The 14,614-nt window shown below is 60.1% G+C and carries 9 protein-coding genes and 1 pseudogene; 2 read left to right on the top strand and 8 right to left on the bottom strand.

Going from position 1 to position 14,614, the window contains the following annotated elements:
- The first annotated feature begins 49 nt into the window (after positions 1-49).
- Positions 50-703 carry a MerR family transcriptional regulator gene (locus AWC31_RS06790; protein ID WP_207626314.1) on the top strand — a complete coding sequence of 218 codons (654 nt, stop codon included), beginning with the start codon at positions 50-52 and terminating at the stop codon, positions 701-703.
- An 89-nt stretch (positions 704-792) separates the two neighbouring features.
- Here AWC31_RS06790 and AWC31_RS06785 read toward each other — a convergent pair whose 3' ends face one another.
- Positions 793-1,641, bottom strand: coding sequence for an alpha/beta fold hydrolase (locus tag AWC31_RS06785; protein ID WP_085143567.1), 849 nt, complete (start codon positions 1,639-1,641; stop codon positions 793-795).
- 523 nt (positions 1,642-2,164) lie between these two features.
- Complete coding sequence (locus AWC31_RS06780) at positions 2,165-2,506, bottom strand: aldo/keto reductase (protein WP_085143566.1); 342 nt, start codon at positions 2,504-2,506, stop codon at positions 2,165-2,167.
- Positions 2,507-2,681: 175 nt separating this feature from the next.
- Here AWC31_RS06780 and AWC31_RS37780 point away from each other — a divergent pair.
- A pseudogene (locus AWC31_RS37780) lies at positions 2,682-3,509 on the top strand (serine/threonine-protein kinase); the annotation flags it as partial.
- 1,174 nt (positions 3,510-4,683) lie between these two features.
- On the opposite strand, the gene AWC31_RS06770 reads toward AWC31_RS37780, so the two are convergent.
- The 6 genes from AWC31_RS06770 to AWC31_RS38270 all read right to left on the bottom strand — a co-directional run bounded on the left by AWC31_RS06770 (position 4,684) and on the right by AWC31_RS38270 (position 14,607).
- Positions 4,684-6,780 (bottom strand): hypothetical protein, encoded by a 2,097-nt coding sequence (locus AWC31_RS06770; RefSeq protein WP_133060119.1) that lies wholly within the window; start codon positions 6,778-6,780, stop codon positions 4,684-4,686.
- A 63-nt stretch (positions 6,781-6,843) separates the two neighbouring features.
- Positions 6,844-9,021 (bottom strand): AAA family ATPase, encoded by a 2,178-nt coding sequence (locus AWC31_RS06765; RefSeq protein ID WP_085143563.1) that lies wholly within the window; start codon positions 9,019-9,021, stop codon positions 6,844-6,846.
- On the bottom strand, positions 9,018-9,710 hold the full coding sequence (locus AWC31_RS06760) for a hypothetical protein (protein WP_133060118.1): 693 nt from the start codon (positions 9,708-9,710) through the stop codon (positions 9,018-9,020). The genes AWC31_RS06765 and AWC31_RS06760 overlap by 4 nt, the downstream gene beginning before the upstream one ends.
- A 1,288-nt stretch (positions 9,711-10,998) precedes the next feature.
- Positions 10,999-11,550, bottom strand: coding sequence for a hypothetical protein (locus AWC31_RS06750; RefSeq protein WP_133060117.1), 552 nt, complete (start codon positions 11,548-11,550; stop codon positions 10,999-11,001).
- Between the two features lie 106 nt (positions 11,551-11,656).
- Positions 11,657-12,673 (bottom strand): hypothetical protein, encoded by a 1,017-nt coding sequence (locus AWC31_RS06745; protein ID WP_085143560.1) that lies wholly within the window; start codon positions 12,671-12,673, stop codon positions 11,657-11,659.
- Positions 12,674-13,563: 890 nt separating this feature from the next.
- A complete protein-coding gene (locus AWC31_RS38270) occupies positions 13,564-14,607 on the bottom strand; it encodes a serine/threonine-protein kinase (RefSeq protein WP_085143559.1) in 1,044 nt (347 codons plus the stop codon).
- Positions 14,608-14,614: the final 7 nt, after the last annotated feature.

Raw genomic sequence — 14,614 nt, 5'->3', positions numbered from 1 at the left:
AGTGAAGCTATCCACCAGGTGCTGTCAACCCAGCAGTGGAAGGGGCTTAGTGCGCATCTCTGAGCTTGCCGAGCAGTCAGGCGTAACGGTGGCGACCATCAAGTACTACGTGCGTGAGGGTCTGCTGCCGCCCGGAAACAAGATGGGTGAGAGGCGCGCGGAATATGGCGACCGGCATGTGGCACGACTGCGACTATTGCGCGTGTTGCGCGAGGTCGGTGACATACCGGTATCTGATCTCAAGCAAGTGGTGGATGCGATTGACAACGAATCGCTGTCGACGCACGAAATGAACGGAGCCGCTTACGACGCACTGGTGCGCACACCGGGCGCGGTGAACGCAGAAATGCGGGCGCTCGCTACGCAGGTAGTGCAGGAAGCCGGCTGGACACGCGTGCGTCCGGAATCACCAGCGATCGACCATCTTGCGGGTCTGCTCGGGGTAGTCCTCGATTTGAGTGCGATGTTCGACATGAACCACGCGGCAACATATTTGGGACTCATCGACGCCCTCGCCGCGTATGAGGTCGGCAGGCTGAATACGGCCGAGCGCATAGAGGACCGCGATGCGGTTGTGCAACAAATGGTGATAGGCCAGGTCGTATTCGGCCAGCTGCTACTGAGCCTGCGCCGTATCGCGCACGAACACCACAGCGCCCTCAGATTCTTCGACGAACCTCCGGCGGGCACACATCCCGACTAACGCGAAGACCCGCCCCAGGTCGGCTGGCTCAGACTCGCGCCGAAGGCTTTCCCAACCCGCTGAAAAGAACCACGGGCATGAGGTCCAGGCTAGGTGGTAGCCCGGTCCGTGGTGACCTGCTCACGAAGGAACGGAATCAATAACTCGCTGAGGCGCTCTGGCGCCTGCAGGTGCGGCCAGTGGCCCGCTCGGTCGATCATGTGCACGCTCGCGTTCGGCAGCGATTCGCGGTTGCGATCAGCGAACTTTGTCGGCAGATAAGGATCGTCAGCGCCGAAGATCACGATCGACTGCCACTGCGTGGTAAACAAGCGCACCTGCGGCAATTGGGCGGTCTGAGTCTCCATATCAGTCGCACGGTAAAGCGCGAGGATAGCTCTGCGGCTGTGACGATCAAAGTTGCGCCACATCACCTCGAGATCGGCAGTCGGCAGAGCTTGCAGTGCGCGCTTAAAGCCCCACTCGTTGGCGATCGCCATGAAGGCTTCTCCTGCCAGCGGTGTGCGGTAGAGCCGCGCCATCCCATGCCAACGCATGCCGCGCATGAGTCCGGCATTGATCAGCGACAGTGACCCCACACGCATCGGGTCATACAGCGATGCAAACATCGCCCATGACCCGCCGAAGTCGTGGCCCACGAAATGCGCGCGTTCCACACCCAGCGCGTCAAGCTGCTTGACCAAGTGCACGCCGATGTTCGGTACGTCGTAGATGAAGTGACGCGGGTGGGGCTTGTCAGCTTGACCGAAACCGGGAATGTCCGGGGCGATCGCACGAACAAACTTGCCCGTCTCGCAGACCAACTTCGTGAACTCACCACCGCAGCCGGGGCTCCCATGCACAAAAACGACTGCTTCACGCCCATCTGGATCGCCGGCCTCAATCACCGGTGAACGAAGACCGTCGACCACGACAGTCAAGCTGCGGACATCGACCATCCCGCCACCTTAGTGAGCTACTGGGACAGCACCTTTGCGGTGGCGTGAACTGTAATAACGGCCGCGTCTTTCTGCCTCCGATCGACGGGACAATCGAGACGACATCACCTGCCACCCCGCAGCAGGTGCGGACGCAACGAACGAATACGAGCAGCTCTTGCGCAGGATGCGAACGGACTGGATCGACTTCGCCACCACAGCGCGCCCAAGTGGACCCCTTCCGAACCGTCCGGGACCCGCACCACACGCGTCTACAACAGGAGACGTCCGTTTAGCCGTACCCTGAAGAACTCTCCCGCCTTCTCTAGTTCGAACTACAGATTCGAAGCGCTAAAAATCCTCAGCTGACAACGTCGTACGCCCACTCCACATATGGGGTTGCCCGAATATGGGTCCAGCAACTCGCCTTGGCGCAGATCGGTTCGAGCCCATGGCAGAAATGACACGGGGTTGAGACTACTTGCAGATGACGCGAGGTGAGACGTGCTGAATCGCCGCAGCTCAGCAGGATCGCAAATGACACTCAATTTGAGAATCGACAGCTGTCTTGGCGGCCATCGGGCCGGTCGATCGCACACCGGTTGTTGAGTGACCGACGACGGAGTTCGGTGAGCTGCATAGCCGGAGGAACGTAGGCCTGGTCCAATGTGCCGACGTCGCTGCCCGGCGGGACAATCTCGTCGATGCGATCGAGCACGTCGTCGGTCAGTACCACGTCGAGGCCCGAGAGCAAGTCCTCAAGTTGCTCCATGGTGCGCGCTCCCAGAATGGCGCTGGACACCCCGGGATGACTGATCGCAAACGCCATGGCCATGTGCGGCATCGACAGACCAGCCGCGTCGGCCAGTGCGATGAGCTGTTCCATCGAGACGACGTTGGGAAGTTCCTCGTGGCGCAGCGGGCGGAGACAAGGTGGGCGATCACGGGTCGAAGACTCGAACTCACGGGCTGCGACAACGTACCGCACCGAGACCGCATACGAGAACGGCGCGTCTGTTAACACCCAATCACATTCGTGGATGTAGTTCTAAAATCCCGGCATGCCGTTGAACAGCGGGGACACCTTTGCGGGCTACCGGATTATCCGGCTACTGGGGTCCGGTGGCATGGGCGAGGTGTACCTCGCCCAACATCCCAGGCTGCCCCGGCGCGACGCGCTTAAGCTTCTTCCCCGCGACTGGTCCAACGATCACGGATACAGGGCTCGCTTCATTCGAGAAGCGGACCTGGCGTCCACGCTGTGGCATCCCGGTATCGTCGGTGTCCACGACCGTGGCGAGCATGACGGGCAATTGTGGATTTCGATGGACTTCGTCGACGGCAAAGACCTCGGACGCGTGTTGACCAAGCGATATCCAGCCGGAATGCCGTACGAACACGTTGTCGAGATAGTGAACGCTCTTGCTGGCGCGCTTGACTACGCGCACAAGCAAGGCCTGCTGCACCGGGACATCAAGCCAGCCAACATTATGCTCACCAACGCAGACTCAAGCGACGAAAAGCGCGTGGTTCTAGCGGATTTCGGCATCGCCCGCAGCGTTGATGACATAAGCGGGCTAACAACGACGAATACGGCGGTCGGGACCGTCGCTTACGCAGCGCCTGAGCAACTCATGGGGGAGGAAACCGACGGGCGTGCCGATCTTTACGCGCTGGCCGCCACCACGTATCACCTGCTGACCGGAACACAGCCCTTCCCGCACTCCAACCCCGCGGTGGTCATCAGCCACCACCTCAACTCGCCCCCACCGTCACTCTCGGCTAATCGCCCTGAATTGGCGGCACTGGATGAGGTGTTGGCTGAAGGACTAGCCAAGAAGCCGGAGGACCGTTTCCAACGGGTCACCGACTTCGCACGTGCGCTCTCCGGTCTGTCGCCGGCCGGAGGCGCCTCGCACCCGACAAGGCCAGCTTTATGTTCCCAGCGCTCTGAATCAATACCCCTTCATGAATCACCACCCGAATCCGGGGCATTGACAAAGCAGGGTGCGTTCACACGCAGGAAGTACGGGTTCATAGGTGTGGCAGCAACTATCGTCATTGGATCCGTGGTCGCCACGGCGGTTCTTTGGCGCCCGTGGCAAGAACCACGAACCGCTACATCTCAGGGCGTGCAAGCGGGCCTTCCGTCCAGCCAGCCCATTCCCACCCATGCTCCGACGGTTGCTGGCCCGGCGACTTCGGAACTCCCTTCCAACTTTCCGGATGTTTTGCCCACCAATTCAGGTTGCCGCGGGGACGTCGTTGATCAAAAAGACATCGAGCACAAGTTCTTGGGGCCTATCCGCATCTTCCTGACACTTTCGGGCACCGGATTCGACAAGGTCGGCTGTGTCGCGCCAGTCGCTGTGTCGGGAAAAGTCCTCGAAGCGATACACATTCGAGTGACGAACCACTTCGGATTCCCGAGCCCAGCCACCGACACAACCGGCAATACATTCGTCACCTACAACCCGGGTAGATACGACGGTGTGCTCGTACTCGTTCCGACCCGCGACGGGTTCGCAGATATCGGATGGGAATCCACTTCGACACCAAGCTATCCCAGCTACTGGGGTCGTTACGCGATCTATTACGCCGAACTGGTGGGCCCCGGACCTGACGGCCAGTACACGATCCGACAGTCCAGCAACGATTGCAACCCCAGCTGCGCTGAAGGCACCACCACTTACGAAGATCTGCGATGGAACGGAGCAGACTACGTGGCGGCAAACCCGCCCGATCCTCATGCAAACCCGCCTTCCAGCCAAGCGATTCCAACTTCGCCACCGTCTGTAAATCTTGAGTCCGCATGCTCAAACCCGGAGTGGCGTGAAGCGAACGGAGCAGAAGGCGACAGACTATGCGGCGCGCCCTACCCATTTCGCTAGCCGCACAGCCGGGAACAGCCTCTCTGACAGTCTCGCTCGGCACATTTGATCATGACCGAACGATCAGGAACCCTATTGCGGCAGAAAATGATACGGTGTCATCGGCGACGGCTGTACATCCGCGACCGGATGGTGAGCTACCTAAGATCGGAGGGTTCACATGCCTGCCCAACTACTTGACAGTCGAGTCTGACGGCTTTGTTCTGCTGCCAGGCACTGCGACTGTCACTATATGGCGGGGGACCGGGTCACTGGGGATGTCAAATGCTGTGTGTTGCATCAGTGAGGTCAAGTGCGGCGGCGGTCCCTTCGGAAATGCTTTGTGCCGCAACGCGATTAGGAATCCGATGCGTATGTCATTGCCTTGGTATGTTGCGGCCTGCTTGAGGTAAGCTGACTTGTCGTTCATCGGCACTTGAGTGTCGTCGACCTTCATCTCTATGTGAATGGCGAACTCGCCGAATTTCAGGCGCAGATCAACCCGCCCGCCGCCCACATGCGACACTTCATACTCGGCGCGCGCACCGAGAGCAGCAACGAGGTAGTTGTACAGATCTTCCTGAATTGCGCTTTCAACCGCCGATGGGTCGAACAAGTACGGATAGTGACCAGACTCGCCAGCGGTTCGACTGACGACAAAGTTGAGCACAAGTCGAAGGACTTCGTCGACTACAGGGATCACCTCGCCCCTGTAGTCCGGACATTCTTTAAACTTTTCCCGAATGCCGTCGTAGACCTCCCGCTGAACCATGTTCAAATGGGCACGGCCAGCGTCGACGTGCTCCATGCCAACTGCGAGCGCTGCCAACGTATCCGGGGAGATCTGCCTCAAGAGAGCTTCATCGGGTGATCCGGCTACTACCAACTGACTTATTGATGCGGGAAGCGGCGGTGCCGAAGCGCCGCCAGGAGTTTTTCCCGGCAACTCACCACCCCTGGCAGCGCGCCGAGCAGCGTCGATTACTTGCCGCGCCGCCATTAGCTGTTCCTCTAGCCCTTGATCGGGTTCGACCTCAACACGACCTTCGAGAATGTCGGCGTGCTGTTCAAGGTTGCTGAGATGTCCAGCCTTGCTAGCGAACCCGCCTTCGATGACCGGGTGGATGAGCTTTTGGACACCGCCGACGTCGAGATCTGAATAATGGGTTTCAAACGAACGGCTATGGAGATAGACGTTTAAGAGATCGCGGACTATAACTTCGGCCTGGTAGAAAGCGTCTTTAGTGAACTCGGTGCGCAGGCGGTCCAGATCGTCCATAACACCAGTCCAGGCGGCGAGGACTGCTCGCGTGCGGTCCCCGTACCAGTGGTCCAATCCAGCAGTGTCAGTTGTAAATTTGCGGATTCGAGTGCGGACTTCCTCGATCGCGCTCGGCGAAAGCGCCGCACCATGCAACGCCCTTAATGGCGTCTCCTCAACGATGGCAGCGACGAGTTGTCGCAGGGCTGAAAGTACTTGGCGCATGACCGCCGCGTCAGCCCTATCATGAGTGGTCGCTGCCACGTCTAGGTAGCGATCGGCGTCGTCAAGGTGTGGAGCCATGTCGATAATGGTGTTGGCGCGCAGCGCGCGCAGTATCGACATCATCGCTAAGGCCCAGACCGCATCGGGCTCTACCGCACCAGCGAATTCTGAGTTTGACGATTCTGTAGGATCGAGCCCGGCGAGGTCACGAATTCGAACTGCGAGCACGTCAGCTTCCGGCCAAATATCCGCCGCGACGCTGACCGACCGTACGGCTGCTCGAGCGATCGGCAGGTTCATCGGAGCGTCGAATCGATCAAGAAGCGCGAGCAGCCCAAAGTGTGAGCCGTATCCAGAAGCGACGACCTTTGTGAGGACTTCGAGGGCGTCAGCTGCAACAAGGTCTGCAGCCTTATCGCGTTGGGCATCGTTAAGAATCGATTCGACGATCGAGGGAAGGGTTGTGGCCAGGAGCTTACCGGTGGCGCGGATCGCGCCCTTTGCCGCAGTCAGAGCGTCAAGAGACTCGCGCATCAACGTCGGTTCTCTTGTCGCCATGACGGATTCAGCTATTGCGATGAGGGCAGCCACCGCGTGCTCGTGGGGTGTATCTCCGGCGTCGCGCGCGGCCAAGTGCGCTAGAAGTGGCAAAGCAGGTTTTCCCGCAAGCGATACTGCATCTTGCGTGATTCGACCCCACCCACCCACTACGTCAATAGCGTCTTCCGGGAATGGGTGGCCCGCCGACATCTCAGCAAGCGTTGTCAAAGCGTCGGCGAGCGTGATGTTCTCGTGTGCGTTCAATCCCCTCCTTTCTACCTAGGGTGAGGATTGCTTTGTGCGCAGTCACCACTCGGTCAGGCTCTCCTACCAGACATAGTTGTCGCCGGTCGCGATGCGTCGACTAGCTTCGGGAAGTAAGTCAAGAAGTGGCCCTGTGTTTCGAGTGGCCACAAATATCTGCATCGGAGCGTTTTCGGCGACCTCGATGAGTGCGGCAATCATGGTGGCGAGGTCTCCATCCGGGATCTCCTCTGCGGCCGGCGAGTCGAGCAAAAGCAGACCTGGATGTCGGCCAAGTCCTGCCACGTAGCCGTGCCGGATCAGGGCGATCACTGTCGCCACCTTTACCCGGAGTTGCTCGCCAGGAGTGAGAGCACCATAGGTCGCCGGATCACCGCCCTTGAGGAGCTTCATATTGGCCGCGCCATCCAATTTCACGTCGTTGAGGCTGTCACCGCCGAAGCTAATGGTTAGGCGTTCGATATCGGCGGAGATCGCCGCTAGCAGGGGGTCCTGGCCGTCTTTTACCCATCTTTTCAGGACAGTCTCGGCTGCTGTGGCAACTGCAAGCTGGATGGGATCGACGGGTGGTCCAGTTGTCGCTGGGACTGGCTGCGCAAGGGCATCAGCAGCGCCTTCAGCTCTGGCGATATCCAGCTCCAACCTCTGTCGTTCCTGTGCTGCAGTAAGCAAAGTTGCGTCGAAGGCAGCTTCTGCGGTGGCTGTCTCACGTGCTTCGGCGAGTTCTGCCAGCTGTTCTTGCAGCGCAGATATTGCCGCATCGGTGTCTTCCAGCGCCTGCTTCAGCGCATCGATTTCGTCGCGAGGCGGCGGATCAGGATCTTCCGCGTCCGTATCCGCCGACGGCGATGCGTCGGCCGTGGACGCGGCCTCGACGGTCGCTTGCACATCTTCAAGATGGAGGTCGTTGGTGCAGACGGAGCACTTGTGTGAGTCGGCCTCCGCCGCTCGACGTTCCTCAGTCACGGCCGCGGTGCACCGTGGGCACACGGTCGGTTCCATCTGGTGGAAGAACTTCGTGAGAAGAGCGTCCTCGTAGTCTGTGTGCTGTCGAGCGTGGGCCGCCTTCAATTGCTGCGAAATAGATTGTCTTGCAGCCGATTGCTGTAGCTCTTGAAGCTCGATACGGTTTATCTCTAGAGCCAATTGACTTGCGCGGGCACTTGCTGCCGTAATCTTCACGAGGTCGGGAGTTCCCGACGGTAACGCAGAAATCCGCGATCGGAGACTCTGCACCTTTGACTGCGCTTCTAACCGCGACGCCGCGACTGCGTCCCTTGCGGTCTTCGTACGCTCCTCGGCGGTCATCTGTTCAGCGTTTAGGGTTCCGGCCACTGTTGATGCTGCTGCAAGTACAGGTACCCAGTCCGTACCGATGAACATCTGCATCAACCGTACGCTGAGAGTCGGTTCCTTGCCGATGATCGAAGCGAGGTACTTCGGCCGCACCCAAAGTGCGTTCGTATACGCCGGCCACTGATGCGAGGTGGGTTTTCCCGACTGCGACACCGTGATGGGATCAAGCCTGAGTCTGTTGAGAATGACCGAGTTCATAGCGTCTTCGAAGGAGTCTCGATCAAAGGTTGCCAGCACGTTGCCGGCCGCGCCGTCAGCGGCGAGGAGTGACACCGTTCCTGTCGTGGCATGGCCATCCGCAGCGTCGAATTGGACGCGTAAGGTCTCATGGCCGACGTTCCAGTCAACCTCGACGTGCTGAATCCATCGCTGCACATCGGGAGAGAATTCAGAGCAACGCCCCGACAGCGACCACAACAGTACGTTCAAAACTGATGACTTGCCGCGGAGGTTTCGTTCAGATCCCAATCCGTTTACCCCGTCTTGGGGAAGCCACTCGAAGTGAAACGGGACTAGAGCTCGTCGGATGAGTTTGTCTTCTCGTTCGTCGGCTGTGTCCGTGTCGCCGGAAGTCTTGTCTGGCAGCGATTGAGGAAGAGCCGGTGCTAGATTCGTGGTGGTGGGTCTTGGCGCGACATCGAGTTCCCTTGGATCGGCCATCTCTTCAAGTGGGAAACCCTCGGCACCGGGATGGTCTGGCGCGAGGCGCTTTGTGCCGCTGAACATCACGCGTTTCGCACGAAGGCGGACGGGGAGTCCCTTCGACGACGACGTGGGGATGCCGAGTTCGTTGAGCACGTCGTCCACAACCTCGACTCCGAGGTCGATCGGATCCTTCTTCTTCCGGCCGAGTGTCTTCACGATCTCCTCGGCGAGGTCACTCATTCCCCATCTCCTTCGAGACCGCCGTTGCTCTGTGTTGTCATCGCTTGCAGTCGCACCCGCACACCATCAGCGATCGACGCGATTCGCAGCCCTAACTCCGTGCCGGCATATGTTGCCTGCTCGTACTGACGTTCCTTCAGTTTCGAGCCAACCGTGTCTCCGGCGACGAGCGACACGAGTTCGGCCTGGCGCACATACCAGCCCAATACAGGATCTGTGGCGAGTTCGGCGACGGAGGCCGCGCCTCGCGCTGTGAGGAACAAGCTGTTTCGTTGGCTCTTGGATCCTGGTTCACCGCTGCGGCGGAATATCGCGAGCCCGTATGTTTCCAGTAGTGCCACTGCGTCATCGATTGCCTCGTATGCGCCGTAGAGCCAACGCGGGGTGGGGTACCAGCGGAGGTCAGGTTCAGGATCGTCCAACAGTGCTTGCGCAGTCTTGAGGTAAGAGTCCGTAATAGCCCCATTCTCAACCTGGGTGATCAACTCATCAGCGAGATAGTCCGGATTTCGCATCCAGAAGTCCATCGCCTGCAATCGAAGTTCGCTTCGAACTGCCTTAACCGCGAGATCGGGGTCGCTGTCGACAGCAGCTTCGCCGCAGCTGTCTAGGAGCACGAGCAGTCTGATTGCGTGTTGTGTTCGTGTGTGAGAGGGACGTGCGCTCGTAGCTGCCGGGTCGACCGTCATTGACACCCCCTTCGTCAGAGCCTGTAGGTGAGTCGGCCGAGCCGTCGAGACGAGAGCGAAACCGCGCCAAGCACCTCGCTGACGTTCACGACGATATATGAAACAAGGAGGTCCGATCGGGCAGTGGTGGGTATTGCGCGAGTCGCCGGAAAGCTTGTTAGCGCTTCTGTTGGAGCCGCGCTTCAACGCCCTACCGATTGTCGGAGTAGCTCCTTAAGATCGTGCTTTCAGCTATCGAGACTGCTCAGCCTGAAAGGCGGCGAAGCGCATGCCGAAGCCGAAGAATGTTCTGAGGGACGTACATCTGGAAGTGGAGAGAGCGAAGGCGCCACGAATCTGCTCTGCTCATAAGACCGGAGCACACTCCCATAGGATCCAGCCGGGACAATTGTGCCTTGTCGTCACAGAGCAACGGATCAAGAAGAACTACTGCGCCTCGGGCGCGGCCGCGGTCTTGGATCTCGCCGCCACCGAACTTTCGGACCTGCAATCTCACTTGGTTGTGCTGCGTCAACAACTCAGCATCTGACGACTCGCATAACCCGGATGTCAGTCCAAGACCAGCACGCTTGCAGCGAAGATTAACAAGCGGCCCTAGTACGTCGCCTTCGTCCCACGCACGTTGCTGGTAACTGACGGTGCCATCGTTGGCGGTGCCGGCGACTGTCCGGGCAAAATCGGCCGCTAGGCCGCAGATCGAGGTCGATGCACCACTCATCGTGGCGTTCGCGGAAGTAGAAACTGTGACCGTCGACCGTCCCGCGCCACTGTTCGGGTGCGAACCCGCCATGATTGTGCACAATGACCCCGGTGCACTCAGCAAGCCACGAATGAAGCTCGGCGTCCGCGGCCTGCTCGGCGGCGGTGATCTGCTGGCCTTCTGGCGATCGCCAGAGCGCCTCAATGCCGTTGCGCCACTCGTTGAATGCGCGGCCGCGATCTTCGGGTGTGCGTGCGCACACGCAGATAGGCCGCAGATGACACGTGAGGCCGCTGGCATAGCCGCAGGTCAGAGCGCCGCGCGGTAAGACACGAAGTTGGAGAATCGACAGCGCCGCGGGTGTCCTACACCAGGGTCACGCATTAGCGCCGGCAGCTTAGTCCATGCGGTTTGTTGGCGGTGCGGAAGTACGTGGCCCCCGCGCGCCGGGCAGCCGGTGGGCTGGAGCGGTTCGCTAATGGACGCCAAAGCGTTGGGTTCACTGCCGGCTGCGATTGCAGTCTCGGGCTGATCCTGGGCAGCTGGGAATTCGGGCGCCTCTGAACACCTTCGCCGCACTGTGCCCGTCTATCTGGCGTACGACAAGGCCGGAACCTGCCGCTGATCTGACCGCAATTCTTGGGCGCCGGCTCTGAGGAACTGGCCGCACCACTCATCGCCAACCTCGCCCGCCCACTTTGGAAGCTCTTTCGGCTCGTCGGGCGCCGAACTCAGGGCTAGATGCACCACAGGCCCAACGACAGGGCCGAACATGTTCTCAAACCAGGACATTTCATCTGAGTGATCCTCAGCTGATATCCATGGCTTCAAAGCGGTTGCCAGGTCTGCGGACCGGTCTGAGGCAAGATACTGGCCCACGGCCAGAATCGCGACCGAGCAGTTGTTGATGCCAGCGCCCTCTAGCGCCTTTGCCAACTCCTCTGATTGTCGTTCCCGTTCCACATCGACGAGATCCACGCTGGGTAAGGCCACTCGCCGATAGTCCGAGCGGAGCTGGCTGAGGAAACGCTGCGCTGACCTCGCGGCGTTGGCCCGTACATCGGATCTGTACGTTCGCAACAGCGGCATGGAGACCCGGTCCAGGCGGTCGGTCTGGTTGTCCATATCGGCGGCCGCCATCGACACAATTGAAGCGAGCACACGCCACCACAACACCGGGTCATACGTACTGCTCGGTGTCCAAACTTTGCCGGCCCGCATACGGCGGACCTGGGCGTCGAGTGTCCTATCTGGCGTCATCAGTGATTCCCATGATAGTCGTGAGGATGTCATCCAGCGCGGGGAGCCGACTCTTCAGCAGGCCGAGCTGGTCCTGATCGGCCTGGTTTACCTTGTTGGTCAGCGCGTCGGTCACAACGCGCAACACGAGAACGCCATCTCCTAGGCCTAGCGCACGCATCGCCGAAGCGATTCCGAACGTCTCCATATCGATCAAGACGTAGCCCTTCACGTTTTCCCTGCAGTGGGCCAGCGTCTCGCCGTACGTCCACTCACCAGCGTCGAAAATTGGCCCCTCAAGAGGGGTTCGCCTAGGCGTAGGAGCGTTCATTGCAGGCGGGATCTCGATGACCTTGTCCGTGGCCAGCACGTAGGCATCCGGAATGTTCAGAAGTTTTAGGCGCCCTGGCGCGCTCTCCGATCCGGTGGGAAGTTCGATCGACCCTAGCGGCGCTTGTTCACCTGGGTGCGTTCGCACGATCCACTTATTCTTCAACGTCACCGTCTCAGTGACCGCATCGACCGGCGTCTGCGCCACCGCGCCGATGACGACCGGCGGCCGCTCCTTGACCATCAGCTGATCGCCTCCCTGGCCGCTCGAGTCCGTCACGTGCTCGGGTTTGTTTTCGACGACCTGGCCGCGGGGGTCCTTCACGGATCCCAGCGACATATACGACACGCTCGAAACGCGGAAGATCTCGCCGGTCAGTTTCCCGTCGAGCGCTCCGCAGCAACCGTAAAAGATGTAGTAGTCCGCCGACGGCTGGTGATCTACAGCGTCGTCATACACGGCGCGAGTAAGCTCCGTCGCCGCGGTGACGTTGCCCTGTGCCCTCAGTGGTTTGTGCTCGATTTGGACAGTCCGGCCATCGGTCAGGGTGCCCATGATCAGTTCCTTGCCCAGGGCCGCCCGCCACAACGTCGGATCCGTCCGATTCGGATCGACGTACAACTCCAGAAGCGACTTGACCGCGGCGGCCTCGGTGTCAGTGAAGGTGAAAATCACCACGTCGAGATCTGCCACAGCAACAGCGTAGGCAACAAAGGCCTCTGAAGTTCCGCGATCTGGCGGATGCGAGGGACCGTTGCGCCCAAAGTGAGCCCTTCGCCGCGCAGTCGAGATCGGTTCGTGATGCAGGCTGTATCGCCGCCACGCTGGCTAGAAAAGTGCCATTGCTGCTTCCCGCCGGTGAAGCCGCCAGCGCTAAAGCCTGTGTAGACGGGGGACAGCGATGATGATCCGGCCGATGCCGCATCGCTGTCTAAAGTCGGGTAGCGACACCGCCGTGGATAAGTCGCGTTGCACTTGTCCACCGACACGCCGGTCTTGCTCTGGGCGAGTCTTAATGCTGCGGCGACGACCAATTTGCTTTAGGCCGTCTGAGGCGCTGCGCGCGGGCGTGCGCCGATGGCGCCCTCGTGCCGCTCGCCACACACGAGAATCCGCACTTGGGTGCTCATCGGACTTGACGGTGAGGGTTTGGAGACGATCGAAGATGCGCCTCCTCCGTTCTCGGTGGAGATGAGCAGGCTCGAGGTACTTGATGGGAGCGAAGATTGACACGCTCTCGCGACTCGCCGAAATGTTGTCAAAGTAGCCCAGGCGTGATTGTCAATCTTCGCTGCATCTCGACAGCCGCCGCTCGTCGGCCTTAAGGATTTCTCGGCGGCCGGCGATGGTGACGACAACCGACCGACCGATCTCTGGGAGCTATTTGTGGCGCATCTGTTGCTTTCAAAAATATTGGCTTGCAGACGAACTCGTAAACTCGCCGAATACAGGCGCGCTCATGCGTGGTGACGTCGACCGCCGAGGTCCACACCGTAATCAAGGGTCTGTGAACGCGACAGCGATACTGCGCAGCTCCTGAACGGCTTAACACGCCGGGTACTAGACGGGACACCTACGCGAAGTCACCCGAGAGCGGCGATCAACCTGCGAACTACCCGTGGCCAAGTCGCGGCCGTCGCGGACCCACAGCCTCGCATAACGCGACGTCCACTATTCGCGGTTACGGTCGTGACAGTCCGGCGCGACGCCGTGGAGCCTTGTTCCAGGCACATGACGTATGTTGCGCCGCTCTGCGGAACTCCGCGCCAGCATGCGAGATGGCCGGTGTGTTCATCGGTGCGTATCCATTGCCGGGGCAGCACCGGGCGATTGCCAAGATCCGCGGCGAACGCATGCGCTGAGTCGTATCGATTGGCAGGATCTATGGACATCGCCTTCTCGATCTTGTCGCGGACCCACCTCGGAACGTGCGGGGCCACATCCTGAAGTCGGGGTGGAACCAGCGTCGCAGCGCCCTGCATCCGCGCCAGCACCCCCACTCGGCCGGAAAGATCGATTGGCGGACACCCAGTCAACATCCAAAAAGCGGTCGCGCCGAGCGAGTAGATGTCGGATCGAGTCGTTGCCAGAGGTGTGGACCCGCCAGCGACCGCTATTGCGATTTCGGGTGCCACTGTTTCGGCGGTCGCTCCGGGCACCAACGCAAAGCCGGTGGACGGATCAATCGCCGCGGCGAATCCCCAATCGGCAACAACACATTCATGGTTGTCATTCAGGAACAAGTTTGCGGGCTTGATGTCGTTGTGTACCAGTTTCGAGTCGTGTCCACGGGCGATCCCATGGCAGGCGTGACGAACCCACCGTACTGTGTCAGCGGTACTCAAGCCGGCGGATCCGGCCGCTGATATCTGGCCGTCGACACTGCCGTGGGCAGCTAGTACTGTCGCTAGAAAGGGCTGTCCCACATGTACATCCGCGTTGCGGATCGGAAGGATGTGGTGGTCGGCCAAGCGCCGTAGAATCGCCGCTTCAGCCCACACATCGGGGGTCGGCCTCAGAAGCTTGAGGGCAACCGTCTCCTGTTCGTGTAGGTCGAACGCTTCGTACACTTCTCCCTGGGCCCCTTGGCCGAGCGAAGACCGCAGCTCGTACCGGTGCGCAAACATCGCTGGG

This window comes from Mycolicibacterium wolinskyi, from assembly GCF_002101965.1.
In the GTDB taxonomy this organism is placed as follows: domain Bacteria; phylum Actinomycetota; class Actinomycetes; order Mycobacteriales; family Mycobacteriaceae; genus Mycobacterium; species Mycobacterium wolinskyi.
Note: the sequence above shows the minus strand (reverse complement) of the source record. Positions and strands in the feature narration are given on the sequence as shown.